Here is an 18,419-nt window from a genome sequence, read left to right as displayed (position 1 = left end):
CCAATCTCCTGAATCGGCTTCTTCTTCGCCTCACGCGCAATTTCGATGTCAGATTTATAGCTCATTGGGTTTCGGTCTCCCTGCATAAAATAGGCCAATAGTGTTCCAACCAGAACGGCAAAGAGCCGAACCAGATTCGCATATATTTTTCTTTAAAGTAAATATTTATTCCCTAGGGTCAATATGCGAGTTTAACACTCCCTGGAGGTGCTACTGGATTCATCATAAGGAAACAGAGGCTGGCCACAGCAATCAGGCGTATCTTTTCCGACCCGCGCTGAGACCAAGCAACCAATCTTCAACGATGCGCTGCTCTGGGAAAGCTTTGTGAAGAGGCCTTTTTAACAGGTAGTATCCGGACTGTGTTCGCACTGATGCGCCCAGAACCGGTCTGACCAAAGTGCCACTTTCAAGCAAAGGATCAACAAGATGGGCCCAACCCAATGCAATTCCCAGTCCATCGACAGCTGCTTGCACTGACAACGGATAGGTATTGAACTCCACTGCCTGTTCCATCGAGGACGTCGATACTCCATTGCCGCTGAACCAAGTGCGCCATGTCATCCACTCTGCATGGCCACTGGCCACTTCAATAAGGTCCAGTTCCGGCAGCGCAGATATATCTGCCGCTTTGGGGTTGCTCTTGAGATACTCTGGGCTGCAGACCGGAAATACGGTTTCTCCGAACAAAAGCTGTGCCTCGTATCCCGGCCAATCGCCATCTCCACGCAGGATCGTCAAGTCCATCGAATCCGACAGGCACTCTGCGTCGCTGTCAGAAGAGACCAGCGAAATACGGATGCGGCCATTTGATTTGTTGAACTTGCGAAGTTGCGGCATCAGCCAAAGAGAAGCAACAGAGTTGGTGGCGGAGATCGATACCGTGTTGGCCTGATGTTTGGCCAGCATATCCCGGCTGACATCCCGCATCAGGTCCAGCGACTTCTCCACGGTTGCCAGCAGGATGGCCCCTTGTTGGGTAAGCGAAACAGATCGGTGCCCTCGCACAAACAACGGCACATCATAGTGTTGCTCTAGCAACCGCACTTTGCGGCTGATCGCCGTTTCAGAGATGTTCAGAACCTTACTGGCCTGCGCAAAGCTCTGCGCCTTTGCGGCAGCTTCAAACGCCAACAAATAGTCGAGCGGCGGAAGGACTTTCCCTGTGACTGAAGTTTTCTTTGGCATTTCAGAGCAGATTCCCGAACTGGACGTTATAGCGATCGAAAAACATTTGGCCTCATCTGCTGGCAATCGATCAGGCAACTAATTGTTAAGATAGCAAAAAGTCGGGTTAGCCTCAAGAATTTATGGTCAAAGACCCTCAAATTTCTGTTCTGCGTCTGGGGCGATTCTGCGCAGAATGCACAAATTCGGGGCCGGAAGAGTCCACAACCTAAAAAATGAACATCACTCAGGGAGCAAACATGAAACTTACAAACCTCCTTTCTGCTGCAACTTTGGCAGCAGTAGCGGGAACAGGGGCGACTGCAGAAGACAGCAGCGACCCGATCGTGATTCCAATTCACAATTGGTCCAGCCAGATCGTGATGTCGAACGTTGTCGGCCTGATCTTTGAAGAGATGGGCAACAACGTCGAATACGTCACCACCGACAGCCAGGCGGTCTATGAATCGGTGCGCCTGGGCGATGTGGCGTTGGAGATGGAAGTCTGGGAAGGCGCGTTTGGCGCGTCCTACAGGGCGGCATTGGAAAAAGGTGGCCTGCATGACGCAGGCGATCATGACGCCGTTACACGTGAGGATTGGTGGTATCCCATGTGGACCAAGGAATCCTGCCCAGGCCTGCCAGATTGGAATGCATTGAACGACTGCGCACACCTGTTCGCGACAGCCGAAACCGGCGACAAGGGTCGGTATCTGGATGGTCCAGTTGACTGGTTGAAGCATGGTAAAGAACGCGCCGAAGCACTTGATCTGAACTTTACCGTGATCAATGCGGGTTCCGCCGCAGCCCTTTGGGCCGAGATTGGCGCGGCTGAGGCCGACAAAACGCCGGTACTGGTTTTTAACTGGACGCCAAACTTTGCCGAAGCCGTCTGGCCTGGTGAGTTCGTTGAGTTCCCAGCATGGGAAGACGGATGCGACAAAGACCCGGCCAAGGGTCCTAACCCGAATGCGTTGTATGATTGCGGCAACCCCGCCAAAGGTTACCTGAAAAAGGCAGCCTGGGATGGTATGAAAGACAAATGGCCGGCCGCGTATTGCGCCCTGACAGAGATTTCTTTCACCAATCCGCAGATTGCTGAGATGGCGAAGCTGGTCGACACTGATGAGCTTGAACCGGAAGAAGCCGCCGAAGAATGGCTGGACGCCAACCGCGCTGTCGTCGATCCTTGGATCAGTTCCTGCAGCTCATAATCCCGGCTACATCCACCGAAACTGGCGCGGCCTTGACCATCTGATCGATGCAAGGCCGCGCTCAACAAGAAAGTTAGGCAGCCATGTCCGCCACAGCGCCTGTCATCTCAGCCAAAAATGTATGGAAACTGTTTGGGCCCTCGCCAGAGAGCTACCTGAAGTCCATGCCCGCTGGCCGCGGTTTTGATGAAATCCGTGCAGATGGGTATATCGCCGGTGTCAAGGATGTCTCGATTGAGGTTGGCCGCGGCGAAATGCTGGTCATCATGGGTTTGTCAGGGTCAGGCAAGTCGACGCTGGTACGTTGCTTTTCGCGCCTGCACGACATTACAGGCGGAACGATTGAGGTTGACGGTCAGGACCTCATGAGCCTGAGCGAGCGCGATCTGATTGAATTACGCAGAAACAAGATGGGCATGGTGTTTCAGTCTTTCGGACTGCTGCCACATCGCACGGTTTTGGACAACGTGGCCTTTCCGTTGGAAATGCGCGGACAAGATCGTCATGATCGGCGCGAACGCGCGCTGGAAGTCATCAAGTTGGTGGGCCTTGAAGGTCGGGAAGAATACTTCCCACGGGAATTGAGCGGCGGCCAACAGCAAAGAGTCGGAATCGCCCGGTCGCTCGCCATTGAACCCGATATCTGGTTTCTGGACGAGCCATTCTCGGCGCTTGATCCACTGATCCGCCGCGAAATGCAGGATGAATTCCTGCGATTGCAAGAGATGCTGGGCAAAACCATCGTTTTCATCACGCATGATTTTGACGAAGCGCTACGTCTGGCAGACCGGATTGCAATCATGCGCAACGGCGCGGTCGAACAATGTGACACCCCCGACAAGATTGTGATGAACCCTGCCACCGAGTACGTGGCCAAGTTTACCGAAGATGTCGACAAGGCCCGGGTCGTACATGCCAAAGGCCTGGCAAAACCTGTGAACGGTCATGCCTTGGAGGGCGCACCAATCAATGGTGGATCAACCATTCACGAACTGGCGCGGGTTCTTGTCAACGATAACCGCATTCTTTTGCCGGTGGCGGATGACAATGGCGTTGTCACCGGTGTTCTGGAACGTGACGCCGCATTGAATGTTCTGCTTGGAGCTGAATGATGGCGGCGCTGTCCACCGAAGTACCGGACACTTCAGACGGGACGTGGGGAAAAACCAGAGTCCTGACTACACTTCTGGCCGCCGCCTTCGTGCTGATCGTTGCCAAAGCTGTCGGAGTTCTGCCCGAATGGCTAAACCGCATCCCCGAAGCCGCGATTCCGCCGACGGCGCAGGTTCTGGATGCAGTCTTCTACTTTATCCAAAATGATCTTGGCCTGATCTATGTCACACGATTTATCGCCGAAGGTCCGCTCGAGTTCCTGCTGGATACGTCAGCGAACCTTCTGGAAGGCAAGCGCCGTTGGCCCAATCTAGGTCCGATCCCATGGTCCGCAATCGCCGCAGTGGCAGCCGTCGTCGGCTACGCCGTAGGTGGTTGGCGTCTGGCCGCATTAGGCGCGGGAACCTTCATCTGGACGGCCGCGATCGGGCAGTGGAAGATCGCCATGCAGACGATGTCTGTCATCGTGGTTGCCGCACCGCTGGCGTTTCTTTTGGGCTTGATACTAGGCATCGCCGCCTGGAAATACAGCTGGTTCGAGCGGATGCTGAAACCCATGCTGTCCGTGCTGCAAACCCTGCCCTTCTTTACGTATCTCTTGCCAGCAGTGATCTTTTTTAAGGTCGGACCGACAGCTGGGGCCGTCGCAACAATTACTTTTGCCATCCCGCCGATGATCCTGATGACCACTCTGGGCTTGAAAAAAGTCAGCCCCGAAGTGATCGAAGCAGGCCAGATGTCTGGATGTACCAAATGGCAGATGTTGCGCCACGTCTACGTTCCAGCCGCGCGGACCGAGGTTCTGGTCGGCGTCAATCAGGTGATCATGTTGTGTCTTGCGATGGTTGTTCTGACCGCCTTTATCGGAATGCCCGGTCTTGGCGCGAAACTGCTGGCGATGATGGGTAGTTTCAAGCTGGGCCGTTCTTTCGAGATTGGCGTAACCATCGTCCTTCTGGCTGTCACGTTGGATCGGATGTCAAAGGCCTGGGTCGTCAAACAGCCAGTGCACTTCGAACGCGGCACCCCGTGGTGGAAGCGCCACCAGATTTCGCTGGTCGCACTGGGTCTGTTTGTTGGGTTCACTCTGCTGTCTCAGGTCTTCCCGATCCTGGCCGAAATTGGCCGCAAGCAGCATCTCAGCCAGGGCAAAGAAATCGACGTGGTTATCAAGTCGTTCCTGGCCATCGACATGATCAAAGGGACAACCGAATGGTTACGCTGGTTTCTGAACGTCAAGGTTCTGATTCCATTCCGGAATACGCTACTCGCCATTCCAACTCCCGCGTTCATCCTGCTGGTTGTTTCCTTTGCTTATTGGGTTGGTGGCCGAAAGCCGGGCATCTACGCAGCAGTCTTCTTTACGATTGTCGCGTTCTCGGGCTGGTGGGATCGGTCGGTTATTACTTTGTATACCGTGATCTCGGCCGTTGCGCTGGCAACCATGATCGGTATCCCCCTGGGCGTTGTCGCTGCGCGGTCCGCGCGTTGGTCCAAGAGCATTTTGCTGGCTTGCGACACTGCGCAAACCTTCCCCAGCTTCATTTACTTGATCCCTGCGATCATGTTGTTCGGGGTCAATGATGTCGCGGTTGTGTTCTCGATTCTGATCTTCGCCGCCGTCCCGCTGATCCGGTACACTATTATTGGCCTCAGCAACGTGCCGCCGGAAATGACCGAGGCAGCAGATATGTCCGGCTCGACCCGCCGGCAAAAGCTCATGTCGGTTCAGTTCCCTCTGGCGCTGCCAACTATGGCGGTCGGGTTTAATCAAGCCATCATGTTCGCCTTCTTCATGGTCATTATCGCGGCCTTCATTGGAACGCAGGACCTGGGGCAGGAACTTCAACGAACTCTGGCAGGTACCGAACTGGGCAAGAACTTTGTGCTCGGCATGAATGTCTCGCTGATGGCGCTTACCTTCGACATGGCGATTAGCAGTTGGGCTGATCAGCGCAAAAAGCGGTTGGGGCTCGACTAAGATGGCCCAACAGCAGAGCGCACGCACCGTTATCCGCTTCGATGACCCCGGATTTGTCCGGATGCGGATGGACGGCCTGCCCGATGCGCAGGTCTGGTGGAAGAATATCAGTTTCGATGAAGAAACCGGACAAGGCAGCTATCTGATGAAGATGGCGCCAGGCACACGTTCGAACCCTCATGTCCATTACGGGCCGGAAGAGTTCTTTGTGCTTGAGGGCGATCTGACCGACCACGACGGGTTTCGATATCGCAGCGGCGATTTTGTCAGCCTTGCTGCCGGGTTCAGCCACTATTCGCGAACCGAGGCGGGATGCCTCTTGGTGGTTACCCATCGTGGTGCAACCGAAGCCATTCAGGAAAACACACTATGAATGTGAAGCCGGTCTTCGAAGTTCCATTCGAACGCAGCGGGGTTCTGGCCCCCGGCCTTCCGATCCTGCCGCATGGAACGGAACGCCACCCGATCCCCGGAATGGGGTCGCGCGCGGTACCGGTGTCCAAGGGCGATACCATCACGCTACTGGACCGCGATGGGATGCAACCGGCTGAGATGGTCTTCTTTTCTCCTGACCGAAGCTCCGATGCAGCCATGCTGGGCACACAGGGGCATGGACGGCCCGAAGGTTTGATCGCAACCCTCGCAAATGGATCAGCATCTGGCAAGAAAGTTTTGCGTGCATTGGAAATCGCGGGCTTCGACATCGGAAAAGGCGACGCAATCCGGGCATTCGCTGACGGGTCACGCCCCGGCGACATGGTGCATTTCGTGGCGGAAAGCGATGGTCTTTTGATTGTCGCTGCACCAGGCAAGGCTATGCGCCCCGAGGACAACAACCCTCCTACGGATATCATCTTGTACATCCAGCGCTCAGCGCCCGGATTGGAAAAGCCCGATGTCGGACCACCCGATCCGCTGGCCGATCCGCTTAAGGATTTCAATATTCAGCCGGGAAATGCGCACTCATATGAAGTGAAGGCCGGTGAATTCATCCAGATCGTCGATATTCGTGGCCGAGAGTGTTCCGATTTTCAGGCCTTCAGCCGCCGCGCACTGGATCAGGGGATCGAGCGTGAAATCGACCCGACAACAACACGCAGCCTGATGGGCAGCTTGTATCCTCAACCCGGGATTTTCTCAAAGTACTGGTCAGTAGATCAAGAGCCTCTGATCGAAATCGTTCAAGATACCTGTGGGCGCCATGACACGTTCGGTCTGGCCTGTACGGCGCGATATTACGAAGACCTTGGCTATCCCGGCCATGTGAATTGTTCGGACAATATCAACAAGGATCTGGACCAATATGGCATCAAGCCGCGCGGTGGCTGGCCAGCGATCAACTTCTTTTTCAACACGATGCTGGATGACACCAACGCCATTGGCATGGACGATCCGTGGTCGCGACCCGGTGACTTCGTCCTGCTGCGCGCCCTGACCGATCTGGTTTGCGTCAGCACGGGCTGTCCCTGCGATATCGACCCGGCAAATGGCTGGAATCCAACAGACATTCAAGTGCGAACCTATAAGGCGACCGAGGAATTCAAGCGGTCCTATGGCTATAGAAAATCTGCGGAGGCGGATGTGGAAGAAACTAAGAAAACAGCATTTCACGACTGCTTTGCACGGCACACCCGTGATTTCGTCGAATACAATGGCTATTGGCTGCCCAACACGATGACCAATCATGGCGCGATTGCCGAATATTGGGCTTGCCGGGACAAGGTTGCTGTCATGGACCTCAGCCCGCTGCGCAAATACGAAGTCGTGGGACCTGACGCCGAAGAACTGATGCAGCTTTGCGTGACCCGCAACATGAAAAAACTGAGCGTTGGTCAGGTCGTTTATACGGCCATGTGCTATGAGCACGGCGGTATGATCGACGATGGCACCGTCTACCGGTTGGGTGAGACGAACTTCCGCTGGATCGGTGGGAATGACACCAGCGGGTTGTGGCTGCAGGAACAGGCGCTCAAACGCAATATGAATGTCTGGGTGCGCAACTCTACGGACCAGTTGCACAACATTGCAGTTCAGGGGCGGCATAGCCGCGACATACTTTCCAAGATATTCTGGACACCGCCTCAGCAACCAACGATCGACGAACTGCCGTGGTTCCGGCTTTCGGTCGCGCGGGTTGGTGATGTGCAGGGGACTTCTGTTGTAATTTCTCGGACCGGCTATTCCGGAGAGCTTGGGTATGAAATCTTCTGCCATCCCAAGGATGCCGTCGAAATCTTTGATCGTTTCTGGGAGGTGGGCCAAGAGTATGGCATTGCGCCTTTGGGCCTGGCCGCATTGGACATGTTGCGGATCGAGGGCGGTCTGATCTTTGCCGGGTCAGAATTCGACGATCAGACCGATCCGTTCGAGGCCGGCATCGGCTTTACTGTGCCGCTGAAATCAAAGACCGACGACTTCATCGGGCGGGCGGCGATAGAGGAGCGCAAGGCCCACCCACACCGCAAACTGGTTGGATTTGAGATCGAAGGGGGTACTGTCCCCTCACCCGGTGACTGCGTGCGCGTTGGGAAAGCGCAGGTCGGAGAGATTACCAGCGCGATGAAATCACCCATCCTCGGCAAGGTCATCGCTTTGGGTCGGATTTCGGTTACCCATGCCATCGTTGGAGCGGACATCGAAATCGGGCAGCTGGACGGCCAACAAAAGCGGTTGAAAGCCAAGATCGTGCCATTCCCGCATTTCGATCCAACAAAGGAACGTGTGAAGGGAATGTACGCAGAAGCGACGGTTTCGAACGCTGCAGAATAGCCACGGTGGTGTGACATTAACTTCTACCCGACCAAGGAATGCTGCTGCTCGGACCTCATGCAACTCGAGTGGTGGCATTCCAGGTCAAATGCCACCGGGCAGTGACATCGGATTGTTAAGGCTGAGCGGTCGGCCACGAACCACTGCAAGCCTTATTGCTTGGGTACCAATCAAAATAGTCTTTTGCTTCAGTGAGCTTTCGAACGCGTGGCTTTGCGCGCTTCCCGAGTGTGCCACTGAGATTTTGAAACAACAAATTGGATCCGTTGAAATGCCCTGCAGCATCGCCAATAAAGCGTTTCTGCCGGATAGCGTAACATGTAGGGGCTAATTCCACTTGCCCCGTCACAGAATTCATCCGCAAAAATAATGACGTCCATGCCGCATTCGCGAGCAAGCTTGGTGAGAATGCTAACCCACCGCCAAACGGTCCTGCATCCTGTCCGAGGCCATGGCGGACAGAGCGACCATTGTTGCGGCTGTTCCCAGAACCATTGCCAAACCACCGATCTGGTAAGTGAGGCCAGACAGCACTGTGCCCAGCAATCGGCCGGCCGCGTTGGCCATGTAATAGAAACCGACATCCATCGTGACCCGCTCGGCCTGAGAAAAGGACAGGATCAGATAGGAATGCAGCGAAGAGTTCACGGCAAAGATCACTCCAAAGATCAGCAAGCCGATCACCAGCGTAATGGTCAACCAAGTGGCGGACCCCGAGGACAAAGCCACAGCGACGGTCAGGGCGGCAGGCACGCAGAACAAGGTTACGGCCCAATCGCGCGCGGCGCGGATTAATTGGGGCTCGGACCGGTCAGAGGCGCGCAGGATCTTTGGGGCGCTGGCCTGAACTGCGCCGTATAGGACGATCCAGGCCGCCATGAATGTCCCGATCATGAAAAAGGCCGCTCGGTTCCCGGTTTCGGACCCGTCGGACAATACCGCATAGAAATAGATCGGAATCCCGACCACAAACCACACATCGCGCGCGCCAAACAGAAACATGCGGGACAGGCACAGCCAGTTGATATTGGGGGATTTCGAAAAAACCTCAGAGAATTTTGCGCCTTTACGCCCTTTGGGCAGGCCCGGCGGCATGAACAAAATCACCGAAATCAAGATGACGCCCAGAACGCTGGCCATGGCCAGAACCGCCCAGTTAAAACCAAACGTGGCCAGCAGACCTGCGCCCAGCAAAAAGCCCAACCCCTTAACGGCATTCTTGGACCCCGTCAGAAGGGCCACCCAACGAAACAGGCCACCATCCTCGGTCGGAGCCAGCAGTTTCACAGCGGATTTCGATGACATCTTGGCCAGATCCTTGGCCACGCCGCTGGCACCCTGAACGATCATGACAAAGGCCACTTTGGCAGGAATTGCCCAATTAGGGTCTAGTTGAGTCAGCAGCAGCAGCGCCCCCACCTGCAGGCCAAGCCCCGCATAAAGTGTCGAGGTCAACCCAAACCGAGCCGCTAGCCAGCCCGCCGCCAGATTGGTGCCGATGCCGGCGATTTCATACAGTACAAACAGATAAGCCAGCTGGACCGGAGAGAAGCCCATCGTATGAAAATGCAGCAGCACCAGCATACGGAGGGCGCCGTCGGTCAGCATGAATGCCCAATAGGCTGCCGTGACCGCGATATAGGCCGACAAACCTTCGGGCCGCTGGGTCACAGCGCGGCACCGACCATGAGCGCGACGTCGACCAGACGGTGCGCGTATCCCATCTCATTGTCATACCAGGCGTAGATCTTTACCTGGCTGCCGTTCACCACCATCGTCGACGGGGCGTCGATGATCGAAGAACGCTGATCATTGGTATAGTCGGTCGACACCAGAGGGCGGGTCTCATAACCCAGAATACCCTTCAAATCTCCATCGGCGGCTTCTTTGAAAAACGCGTTGACCTCTTCGACGGTTGTTTCCCGCTCCACTTCGAACACGCAATCGGTCAGCGAGGCATTCAGCAGCGGCACCCGGACCGCGTGGCCGTTCAACCGGCCTGTCAGCTCGGGGTAGATCAAGGTGATTGCCGTGGCCGAGCCGGTGGTGGTTGGGATCAGCGAATTCAGGGCCGAGCGCGCGCGGCGCAGGTCTTTGGCGGGTCGGTCCACGATGGTCTGCGTATTCGTCACATCATGGATCGTGGTCATCGACCCGTGCCGAATGCCCAGATTTTCGTGGATCACCTTGACCACCGGCGCCAGGCAGTTGGTGGTGCAGGACGCAGCCGTCACGATGTGATGCGCGCTCGGATCATATGTGCCTTCGTTCACGCCCATCACGATATTGGCGGTCGGGCCATCCTTGACCGGTGCCGAGACGACAACCTTCCTGACGCCTGCATCAAAATATGGCGCCAGCTTGGTCTCGGTTTTGAAGGCGCCGGTGCAGTCAATCACCACGTCGACCCCGTCCAGTGGCAGCGCGTTCAGGTCGCGGGTACCGACAAACGGCAAGCGCATACCCTCTATGGTGACGCTGTCTTTGTCATAGTCAAAATCTGCTTCCCAGCGGCCATGAACCGTGTCGAATTCCAGCAAATGCGCGTGCATTTCTGGATCACCGATCCCGTCATTGATCCAGGCAATCTTTGCGCCTTTCTCCAATAGTGGTTTCAGGGCCAGCTTGCCCATCCGGCCAAGGCCATTCACGGCGTAGGTTGTCATGTCATGTCCTCGTCAGATGTTCTGGCAATATCGTCGACAGCAGATTGCAAGGCGATCCGGTCGAGGCTTTCGACCGGCAGCGAGGTAAAGGCCTCGATCCTGCGCCTGAGCGAACCATAGGCGTTCTGGAAGGCCAGGCTTTTTTCAGCCTTCGTGCCTGCCGCCATGACCGGGTCGACCACGCCCCAGTGACCGCTGATCGGCTGGCCATCCCAGGCCGGGCATTCCTCATTCGCGGCCTGATTGCAGACGGTAAAGACAAAATCCATCTCGGGCACGTCAGAGGTGGCAAATTCTGACATATGTTTCGAGCGCAGAGCCAAAACATCATGCCCTTTGTCCTTAAGGACCTGCACCGCTATAGGGTTGAGCCCGGATGAAGGCTGCGTTCCCGCAGAATATGCGTTGAAACGCTCACCCGCCAGCGCGCGAAGGATAGATTCAGCAAATATCGAACGGGCGGAATTGCCAACGCACAGGAAAAGAACGTTATATTTTCGGTCCGCTGATCTGTCGCTTTCCCAGCCTGACTGGATACAGATTTCGGGGCGTCCGCGGCAGCAATCGTTCAGTAGGTAATCCAGCATCTGCTGCACATTCTGCATCTCGATCGAGTAGAGCAAAGAGGTACCAGACCGATTCTGCCGGACCAGCCCCGCCTGTCGCAACGCGTTCAGATAGTTCGATAATGTGTTGGGCTTGATCCCCAGCCCCAAGGCAAGCTCTCCGGCCGGGACAGCGTCAGGAAAGCGTCGCATCAACATGCGAAACACTGAAAGCCGTTGCGGGTGACCCAAAGTCGCCAGTTGTTCTGTTGCTTTAATATCCATATTTCATGAATTATGGAATTATACGGTTGAAGTCAACCCGGTTACGTTCTCCAGTGCGAACCGGACCCTCTATGAGCGGTGATAACGAAATGCGGAAACAGGTGTTTCTGAGGTCAGAAAACCCGGGGTTTCACCGCTTGCAAGCACCCGCATGAGGGTTTAAACGAGCCTCGCTTGCCTCAATAGCTCAGCTGGTAGAGCAGGTCCTTCGTAAGGACAAGGTCGGGGGTTCGAGTCCCTCTTGAGGCACCATTTACTTTCAGAGGTCGGCAGAAATCGCAAACCCTCGAACGTAGAGTGATTTCTGCAGTTCGAAGGGTTTTGTCCCGTCAACTTGCCATTTGGATTCTCACACCCGTAATTGGACGAAGGTGACATCGAAGAAGCCATCGCCGATCAGCTACAATCGCCACGGCTCTCCTCGGCAGATCATCGCACATGCGGTGTGGCTATACGTTCGCTTCAATCTGATCCTGCGTAACGCCTTGGTGTTATGTAAAAAGTGGTGAGCCGTGCAGGAGTGGACCTGCCCAAAGAAATCAACGACTTAGGTCGTGTTGACAAAAGGGATTCACAGCGCCCGCTGATCGTGATTCAAGCCGGTATCTGCGATGGAGGCCAGCTTGGCAAGAAACCTAATGTCGGACGAGGAGTGGGCGTTTTTTGAACGGTTCATCCTTGCAGTCCGTGCCCCGAACGGACGCAAACCGATCAACCACCGCCTTGTTCATCCTGCGAGGCACACCTTCCTATATCCGTTCAGACAACGGCCCTGAGTTTGTTGCACGGGCCGTTCGGGACTGGATTGCCGCTGTCGGCGCCAGGACGGCATACATCGAACCGGGATCAACCAGCGATCACAGGTTGAAGCTCAAATCGGCAGATGGAAACAGGTTATAGGTGATGGCCTGCAAGCGCGTGATTTTGGCCGTCAAATCGCCGAAACGAAAGTAGCGGCAAAGGCGCTCAACCGCATGACAGGTCTCGGTCGTGCGATGTATGAGCGCGTCATCTGAAGTGATGGAGTAATGGGTAAACTCGCCTAAGTCATGATCCATGCAACAAAGCCTGACAGAACCAAACATAGTCTTGCAGGTGTATTGTAAAGCTCGCTAGAGTTCGATAGGTGCCAGCAAGAGCTTCGGGGTTGTGGGTTAGTTTGCAAGATCCGCAGTCGGGGCAGCTACAAAATTTACATAATGTCAAAATACCAATAAATGACATTCAGTGCGAATTTATGTTGGACTATGCGCGGAAAGCGAAATGAATACTTCAAAAATAAAATTGGATACTCTTCAGGCGTCTCTAAAGGATAAACCGTCAGACGCAAGAGCTGTCTTTCAAAGTATGGTTCGCACTCAACTGTCAAAAAGGAATTCTAAGTCCAGAGAGGATATTGCATCGACTTTTGTCGGACTACTTCAGCGCCCCGAACTACGAAATGAACTGCCAAGAGTGGCATCTTCTAACAAAGGATTTGTGACCAACTGCGGCGTTCAAAAGGGTGTTTCATTGGTTACATGCTGCATGAATAGAAACGCACATTTAACCGAAACGATTCCGACTTGGCTAGCCCATGATGAAGTCGACGAAGTTGTCATAGTTGATTGGTCTTCTACGTATCCGGTTTCTGTCACGTTGAGAGACGCTGGCATTGAAGATCCGAGGGTGCGAATAGTAAGAGTTGAAGACGAAGGGAGTTGGATACTTTCGCACGCTTACAACCTTGGATTTCGAGCGACCTCCAGGTCAATAATTCTCAAAGTAGACAGCGATGTGCTGCTCAGCTCGACATTTTTCGAAGAAAACGATTTAGCCGAAGAACTCTTGATTGCAGGAAACTGGACATCCGCAGCCGAAGGACAATCACATGTGAACGGGCTTTTTGCCGTTGGTCGAGATCAACTACTTGCCGTCAACGGTTTCAACGAACGGATTGTTACATACGGTTGGGATGACGATGATCTTTATGAACGCCTCACGCAATCGGGTGTTCCAAGGCAAGATGTAGCATCACAAACAATCCGCCATATCGATCATGAGGATATCGGACGTGTTGCACCTTCCCAGAAGGAGTTTTTGTGTGCATGGGATGAAATTGAGGCACTTCCCATATTCTGGATTAAATTGAACAAAATTCTGGCGACATCAGCATCCCCGTGGGACATCTCCACTCCTATGTCCAAGTTCAATTCGCTGACAGAAGCCAAGGCCATGACGACAGTACGGAGAAGCCAACCATTCGGCGTAAATCCATCTCTGATTGGATCACGAACCGAACGCGCAGAAGCCGCTATTCAAGCCCTGGAATCCAGATTGGGGTCGTCGGTTATTACCGCTCCGTTATCGTCTGTGGACGATGCATTGGCGACTCTGGATCTCAATGACGCAATTTGGTCTATTTCGTCAGACAATGAGAACCTGGTGTCGATACCGCAACCGCAAAAGCACATCAACTCCCGGCCAAAACTGATAATCGATGCGCAGCACGGTTTGGGAAACCGTTTGAGGGCAATTGGATCGGCTGCAGTTTACGCTGAAGCGACCTCACGCGAACTCGTCATTCGGTGGATACGGGATGAACACTGTGATTGTAATTTTTCCAGCTTATTCGAATTCGAAGGTGCAGTTGAAAGCGATCTAAATGAAAACTATGATAACGCCCTAAAGCTGGATTTGATGGACAAATCAGTCAGGCATTCTTTTTTATCAAAGCCCAAAATTCACAAGGCACAAGATGTCATTGTGAAGTCGGCGTACCGAATAATTGGCGACCACAAAACGATCGATCAAGAGAGGAAATTTCTCCGCGCTCTAAAGCCCGCTGTCCGAGTTCAAGAGCTTATTGATTCCGTACGGTCCCCGAATGATGTCTCAGTTCACATCCGAATGAGTGGGGGTGCTACGAAACGCCAGGAAGAAGATGTTCCCGGTGATTGGACAAAGTCCGAAGAGGAAATGATTAGGCGGGCCAGAGACAGGTCTCACTATGGATACTTTTTTAAGAGATTGGATTCTCTTTTAATGGAATCCAGCAGTCTCAGTATATTCCTCGCTTCAGACAACGCAGAGGCATATGAGACCTTCGTTTCAAAATACTCAGACAATGCGGTTTGGCTCCCTAGAACCGACTACAGCCGATCAGAGGATCAACTAGTTTACGGGCTTGCAGATATGCTGTTGCTTGCCCGCGCGCCCATATTGCTAGGCAGCAGTTGGAGTTCATTTACTGAAGTGGCCCATTATTTTTCTGTCAACCAAATGCTTGAGATTTCGGGAGTGGATTTTTGACCCTTCCAGGCGCGCGAAATACTTTCCCAAGGCAGCCAGATTCAGAATCCGAGCAGTGCCCTCTCCAGCCATGGTTTCCAAATGAGTGATGCAAAAGTAAGAGACATTGCCCTAGAGCAAGTTATGTCGATGCGGCCCGTTCGCTCGACTTCAGTTGTAATCATTGAAGGACACAAGCCTGTTGAATGGTCTGAGGCGTACCAAAAAGCAGGGTTTGCCAACGTTGCCATCGCAACATTTGATCAATTGGATGAAGTAGTTTCCCAACAAGGCGAATTTGATCCTTCACATAGAGTAATTCATGTAACTGCTGGAGTTCCAGCAGACTCACTATACGAAGCTCAGAGAAGTGTAGAAGCCATAGCAAAATACGCCAACTTTGTTGTTTTTACACCTAAACCGAATTCGTTTCAACTGAACGAAAGCCTGATGATTTCATGGCCAAGCTTTTGGGGAATTTTATTTCTCGTTGAGAATTTTTGTCTTTTCGACCCTATTCGACCCGCAGTCTGGAATGAAAGTTTCAGCGATTGGGATACAATGCAAAGCACCGTTGTTTTTGCTCGAAACAAAGAAATTCAAGCGGAAAATAATCTGTCAAGCCTTGTCGACTACGTGCATCCTTCAATAGTGGAAATGAACCTAAAAAAAATTGCGCGTTTGGAAGACATAATATTGAGAGGTTCATCAATACCGGTAAACGCTTCGCGAGATATCTACTTTTATTTGCCGAAGCGGTATAGAAGTAAGAAATATGAACTCAAGATTGTCAAAGAACAGCGTAAATGGTGGTTTGTCGCACTATGTTCACCTTGGCGTTTCTCCTATTGGAATGATCTTTGGAGGGTGCAGAGAAGAAGGAAGCGTTTGAATAATGTTAGCTGAAAACCGGAAGAAACGCATTAAATTTGAAGAGCCTTCACCCGCCTATAGGTTAATGTCATGCTAAGGAGCAAGCGGAAGGGTAGAATGAACTCAAGAGTTCATGAGAATTTCATTTACTTGGAAAGTAAAAAAATCGCTTTTGGCTATGTGCCAAAAGTCGCATGCACGAATTGGAAAATTGTTCTTCGAAGACTATTAGGGCATGAAGACTTTAATCGAAAGAACATAGCACACAATAGAGAGAAATCGGGGTTTCACTTTCTTGACAGAACAGTCAAAGAAGATTCCGAAGTGCTGAGTAACGAAGATGTTAAGAAAATGGCATTTGTTCGCGATCCTTATTCTCGCATACTTTCGGCCTATTTGAACAAATTTGATAGCATTAACAGACGAGTAGATTCACCCAAAAGCAAAGACTATTTCGACTTAGTTTTCGATGATGTTATCAGGTTTGAAAGATTCGATAGGCCAAAGGGTTTCCGGGCCAGGATCGCAAATTATATCTACGCTCCGAATACGGTCGATTTTCTTACATTCTTAGAATGGATTAAAGCGAAGAGGAAAGAATCGTTTTATGCAAACGATGAACATTGGACACCGCAGTGTGAAATTTTGCAGCATCCAACTGTTAAGATTGATTTTCTAGGTCGTTTCGAGAATATGGCCCACGACGCAAAAATCGCCTTACACCAAATGGGTGCAGATTTCGAATTTCCAACGCAAGCGGATGTCGGATTTAGCCCAACTAAAGCTGACGAAAAATTGAAGCGGTTTTATGCCAAGGAACACGTAGATTTGGTTAATGAACTTTTCTCCCGTGATTTTGATGTCTATGGTTACCCACGATGGGATGAGCGTGGCTGACACACTCGGTACTCTGTTATCTTTCTCTCGATGCCATTTGTCTTTGCCAGTGAAATTGTCAAAGCATTGCAAAAACTTGCTTGCTCGGTCTGCTATTGCTACAGAGTACCTAAAAATCGTGAAACTTAGGAGTGTCGGCGTGCCACTGGAATTGTATCGACCTAGTAGCATTTTTCCCGGTAAATCATGAGAGCTTTGCTGTCGAAGAATCTTGTCGCGTTGTCCAAGCCAAGATGTGGGTCAACTAGTCTCCGTCGCATGATCGACCCTCACCTTGCCCCTGGGGATATTGCCGTTGATACTGCCGGGCAGCTTCCATCGCTGCATCCTCATATCACAGGTCCATTTCTTGCCCAATATCTGTGCGAACGGAGGCACGATGTTTCAAAGTTATCTTTCATAATTACAGTTCGTGATCCAATCGAGATGCTCTGGTCATATTGGAAATATTTCAAACCAGATATTTTGTGCCGATACACCTTCACAAATGGCTGGGATGCTTCAGCACCGCTTGATTTTGAAACGTGGGTATGTACTGGCAAGCTTGCTATACGAAAGGAATGGTTGGAGCTCGGGCCGAGCTGGATATCGGTGGAAAACCTTTCGCCACTTAGCCTAGAGGCGCGTGCCGCGGGTTCGAACGGGGAGTTGATGGTAGACCACATCTTTCGCTTGGAAAACGCAGCTGAACTAGCAAAGTTTTTATCCGAGGTCATCGGTACCAGAGTTTCAGAGGTTCGTACGAATGAATCATACGACAAGAATCTACCAAAATTGGGGTGCGAATCTCGAAATCATATTAGAAGTATGTTCCCTTTAGAATCCCAATATTACGGTGTTTAGCTTGTTCTTTTGGAACTTTGTTGAACAAAAATGCCGTAAGGGACTCACTGCGTGAATCCATCGTTAGGCGCGCAGTGGAGTATTGTGAAAACTCGGGAAGTATTGTTTCGGTCTCACGGCAGTAATCTCCATAGTTGATTGTAACGGTGGCTGCGTGAGCTGAGGGAGGCCTTCCCTGCCCGGCGGGCTGCGTTGCTGGAGGCGCTTGAGTGGTTTGATTTTGATGCGCTGCTGAAGAAGGGTTTTGAGGCAGAGGTTTCCGATATCCAGATCGCGCGGAAGCATGGGGTTGATGCCAATTGGATACAGGAGCAGAGGCGCAGGTTGGGGTTTCCGGCTCATGTGGGGCATCCAAGCGAAGCGGAACTGGTTGAGGTCTTTAAGAAGGCGGGGCGGAATTGTTCCGAGGCGGCTAGGCGGCTGGGGATGGATCGTGCGACGTTTGCCCGGCGGTGAGGTGAGGGATCAGTGCCTGGGCAACGACGAGCGGGTTGGTTGAACGACATTGAGCGCGCGTTGAAGAGGGCGCGGCACTGTCGAACGCGCGCATCTCGTGATCTTTCGCGTCAGACGGAAATTTCATGCCTCAGCGGCTTGACTTTCCACGGCAACTGCGCTCCTTAAGGGAGAGCTATGAAAAATCGTTATACTATAGGGCCTCATTCTCTGACTGATTTATTGATTCAACTGATCACGGAACCATGAATCGAATTTCTGACTAGGTCGTGTTGACAAAAGGGATTCACAGCGCCCGCTGATCGTGATTCAAGCCGGTATCTGCGATGGAGGCCAGCTT

15 protein-coding genes, 1 tRNA gene and 3 pseudogenes are annotated in these 18,419 nt (G+C 52.6%); 14 read left to right on the top strand and 5 right to left on the bottom strand.

What is annotated here, in order from left to right:
* Window positions 1-252 precede the first annotated feature (252 nt).
* Window positions 253-1,188 carry a LysR substrate-binding domain-containing protein gene (locus AC2FJW_RS19390; protein WP_496694612.1) on the bottom strand — a complete coding sequence of 312 codons (936 nt, stop codon included), beginning with the start codon at window positions 1,186-1,188 and terminating at the stop codon, window positions 253-255.
* A 239-nt stretch (window positions 1,189-1,427) separates the two neighbouring features.
* Here AC2FJW_RS19390 and AC2FJW_RS19385 point away from each other — a divergent pair, with 239 nt between their 5' ends.
* From AC2FJW_RS19385 to AC2FJW_RS19365, 5 genes are all read left to right on the top strand, one after another.
* Window positions 1,428-2,381: an ABC transporter substrate-binding protein gene (locus AC2FJW_RS19385; protein WP_271951752.1), complete on the top strand. Its 954-nt coding sequence runs from the start codon at window positions 1,428-1,430 to the stop codon at window positions 2,379-2,381.
* An 83-nt stretch (window positions 2,382-2,464) separates the two neighbouring features.
* On the top strand, window positions 2,465-3,493 hold the full coding sequence (locus AC2FJW_RS19380; RefSeq protein ID WP_496751133.1) for a quaternary amine ABC transporter ATP-binding protein: 1,029 nt from the start codon (window positions 2,465-2,467) through the stop codon (window positions 3,491-3,493).
* Window positions 3,493-5,475 (top strand): ABC transporter permease, encoded by a 1,983-nt coding sequence (locus tag AC2FJW_RS19375; RefSeq protein ID WP_496751131.1) that lies wholly within the window; start codon window positions 3,493-3,495, stop codon window positions 5,473-5,475. Before AC2FJW_RS19380 ends, AC2FJW_RS19375 begins: the two co-directional genes overlap by 1 nt.
* Window position 5,476: 1 nt before the next feature.
* Window positions 5,477-5,848, top strand: coding sequence for a cupin domain-containing protein (locus tag AC2FJW_RS19370; protein ID WP_142640214.1), 372 nt, complete (start codon window positions 5,477-5,479; stop codon window positions 5,846-5,848).
* Window positions 5,845-8,244, top strand: a complete 2,400-nt coding sequence (locus AC2FJW_RS19365) for a trimethylamine N-oxide demethylase (RefSeq protein WP_496751129.1) — start codon at window positions 5,845-5,847, stop codon at window positions 8,242-8,244. The genes AC2FJW_RS19370 and AC2FJW_RS19365 overlap by 4 nt, the downstream gene beginning before the upstream one ends.
* 411 nt (window positions 8,245-8,655) lie before the next feature.
* Here the strand turns inward: AC2FJW_RS19365 and arsJ are convergent, their stop codons facing one another.
* The 3 genes from arsJ to AC2FJW_RS19350 are packed head-to-tail and all read right to left on the bottom strand — an operon-like array spanning window position 8,656 to window position 11,740.
* On the bottom strand, window positions 8,656-9,915 hold the full coding sequence (gene arsJ / locus AC2FJW_RS19360) for an organoarsenical effux MFS transporter ArsJ (protein WP_496751127.1): 1,260 nt from the start codon (window positions 9,913-9,915) through the stop codon (window positions 8,656-8,658).
* Window positions 9,912-10,910 (bottom strand): ArsJ-associated glyceraldehyde-3-phosphate dehydrogenase, encoded by a 999-nt coding sequence (locus tag AC2FJW_RS19355; RefSeq protein WP_496751125.1) that lies wholly within the window; start codon window positions 10,908-10,910, stop codon window positions 9,912-9,914. The genes arsJ and AC2FJW_RS19355 overlap by 4 nt, the downstream gene beginning before the upstream one ends.
* Window positions 10,907-11,740 (bottom strand): arsenate reductase/protein-tyrosine-phosphatase family protein, encoded by an 834-nt coding sequence (locus tag AC2FJW_RS19350; RefSeq protein WP_496751123.1) that lies wholly within the window; start codon window positions 11,738-11,740, stop codon window positions 10,907-10,909. Before AC2FJW_RS19350 ends, AC2FJW_RS19355 begins: the two co-directional genes overlap by 4 nt.
* A 176-nt stretch (window positions 11,741-11,916) precedes the next feature.
* Between AC2FJW_RS19350 and AC2FJW_RS19345 the strand changes: the two genes are divergently transcribed.
* From AC2FJW_RS19345 to AC2FJW_RS19330, 4 genes and pseudogenes are all read left to right on the top strand, one after another.
* A tRNA-Thr gene (locus AC2FJW_RS19345) sits at window positions 11,917-11,992 on the top strand.
* Window positions 11,993-12,135: 143 nt separating this feature from the next.
* Window positions 12,136-12,219: pseudogene (locus AC2FJW_RS19340) on the top strand (IS6 family transposase); the annotation flags it as partial.
* Window positions 12,220-12,351: 132 nt separating this feature from the next.
* A pseudogene (locus tag AC2FJW_RS19335) lies at window positions 12,352-12,468 on the top strand (IS5/IS1182 family transposase); the annotation flags it as partial.
* Window positions 12,464-12,589, top strand: a pseudogene (locus tag AC2FJW_RS19330) (IS3 family transposase); the annotation flags it as partial. The pseudogenes AC2FJW_RS19335 and AC2FJW_RS19330, both read left to right, overlap by 5 nt.
* Window positions 12,590-12,597: 8 nt before the next feature.
* On the opposite strand, the gene AC2FJW_RS19325 reads toward AC2FJW_RS19330, so the two are convergent.
* Entirely contained in the window at window positions 12,598-12,825 is a 228-nt protein-coding gene (locus AC2FJW_RS19325) for a hypothetical protein (protein ID WP_496751134.1), read from the bottom strand.
* A 178-nt stretch (window positions 12,826-13,003) separates the two neighbouring features.
* Between AC2FJW_RS19325 and AC2FJW_RS19320 the strand changes: the two genes are divergently transcribed.
* The 5 genes from AC2FJW_RS19320 (at window position 13,004) to AC2FJW_RS19300 (ending at window position 18,079) form a co-directional block, all read left to right on the top strand.
* Complete coding sequence (locus AC2FJW_RS19320; RefSeq protein WP_496693061.1) at window positions 13,004-15,031, top strand: galactosyltransferase-related protein; 2,028 nt, start codon at window positions 13,004-13,006, stop codon at window positions 15,029-15,031.
* 81 nt (window positions 15,032-15,112) lie between these two features.
* Window positions 15,113-15,916, top strand: coding sequence for a hypothetical protein (locus AC2FJW_RS19315; protein WP_282021687.1), 804 nt, complete (start codon window positions 15,113-15,115; stop codon window positions 15,914-15,916).
* 84 nt (window positions 15,917-16,000) lie between these two features.
* Complete coding sequence (locus AC2FJW_RS19310) at window positions 16,001-16,780, top strand: sulfotransferase family protein (protein ID WP_496751122.1); 780 nt, start codon at window positions 16,001-16,003, stop codon at window positions 16,778-16,780.
* Window positions 16,781-17,038: 258 nt separating this feature from the next.
* Window positions 17,039-17,623, top strand: a complete 585-nt coding sequence (locus AC2FJW_RS19305; RefSeq protein ID WP_496693062.1) for a hypothetical protein — start codon at window positions 17,039-17,041, stop codon at window positions 17,621-17,623.
* Between the two features lie 192 nt (window positions 17,624-17,815).
* Window positions 17,816-18,079 carry a hypothetical protein gene (locus AC2FJW_RS19300; protein WP_496751120.1) on the top strand — a complete coding sequence of 88 codons (264 nt, stop codon included), beginning with the start codon at window positions 17,816-17,818 and terminating at the stop codon, window positions 18,077-18,079.
* Window positions 18,080-18,419 lie beyond the last annotated feature (340 nt).

It is taken from the genome of Ruegeria sp. CDSA020, from assembly GCF_059612345.1.
Note: the sequence above shows the minus strand (reverse complement) of the source record. Positions and strands in the feature narration are given on the sequence as shown.

Bases quoted from the DNA above. Each gene is read 5' to 3' on its own strand.
- AC2FJW_RS19390 (WP_496694612.1), bottom strand. From the start codon at position 1,188: ATGCCAAAGAAAACTTCAGTCACAGGGAAAGTCCTTCCGCCGCTCGAC.
- AC2FJW_RS19385 (WP_271951752.1), top strand. From the start codon at position 1,428: ATGAAACTTACAAACCTCCTTTCTGCTGCAACTTTGGCAGCAGTAGCG.
- AC2FJW_RS19380 (WP_496751133.1), top strand. From the start codon at position 2,465: ATGTCCGCCACAGCGCCTGTCATCTCAGCCAAAAATGTATGGAAACTG.
- AC2FJW_RS19375 (WP_496751131.1), top strand. From the start codon at position 3,493: ATGGCGGCGCTGTCCACCGAAGTACCGGACACTTCAGACGGGACGTGG.
- AC2FJW_RS19370 (WP_142640214.1), top strand. From the start codon at position 5,477: ATGGCCCAACAGCAGAGCGCACGCACCGTTATCCGCTTCGATGACCCC.
- AC2FJW_RS19365 (WP_496751129.1), top strand. From the start codon at position 5,845: ATGAATGTGAAGCCGGTCTTCGAAGTTCCATTCGAACGCAGCGGGGTT.
- AC2FJW_RS19355 (WP_496751125.1), bottom strand. From the start codon at position 10,910: ATGACAACCTACGCCGTGAATGGCCTTGGCCGGATGGGCAAGCTGGCC.
- AC2FJW_RS19350 (WP_496751123.1), bottom strand. From the start codon at position 11,740: ATGGATATTAAAGCAACAGAACAACTGGCGACTTTGGGTCACCCGCAA.
- AC2FJW_RS19325 (WP_496751134.1), bottom strand. From the start codon at position 12,825: ATGTTTGGTTCTGTCAGGCTTTGTTGCATGGATCATGACTTAGGCGAG.
- AC2FJW_RS19320 (WP_496693061.1), top strand. From the start codon at position 13,004: ATGAATACTTCAAAAATAAAATTGGATACTCTTCAGGCGTCTCTAAAG.
- AC2FJW_RS19315 (WP_282021687.1), top strand. From the start codon at position 15,113: ATGAGTGATGCAAAAGTAAGAGACATTGCCCTAGAGCAAGTTATGTCG.
- AC2FJW_RS19310 (WP_496751122.1), top strand. From the start codon at position 16,001: ATGAACTCAAGAGTTCATGAGAATTTCATTTACTTGGAAAGTAAAAAA.
- AC2FJW_RS19305 (WP_496693062.1), top strand. From the start codon at position 17,039: ATGATCGACCCTCACCTTGCCCCTGGGGATATTGCCGTTGATACTGCC.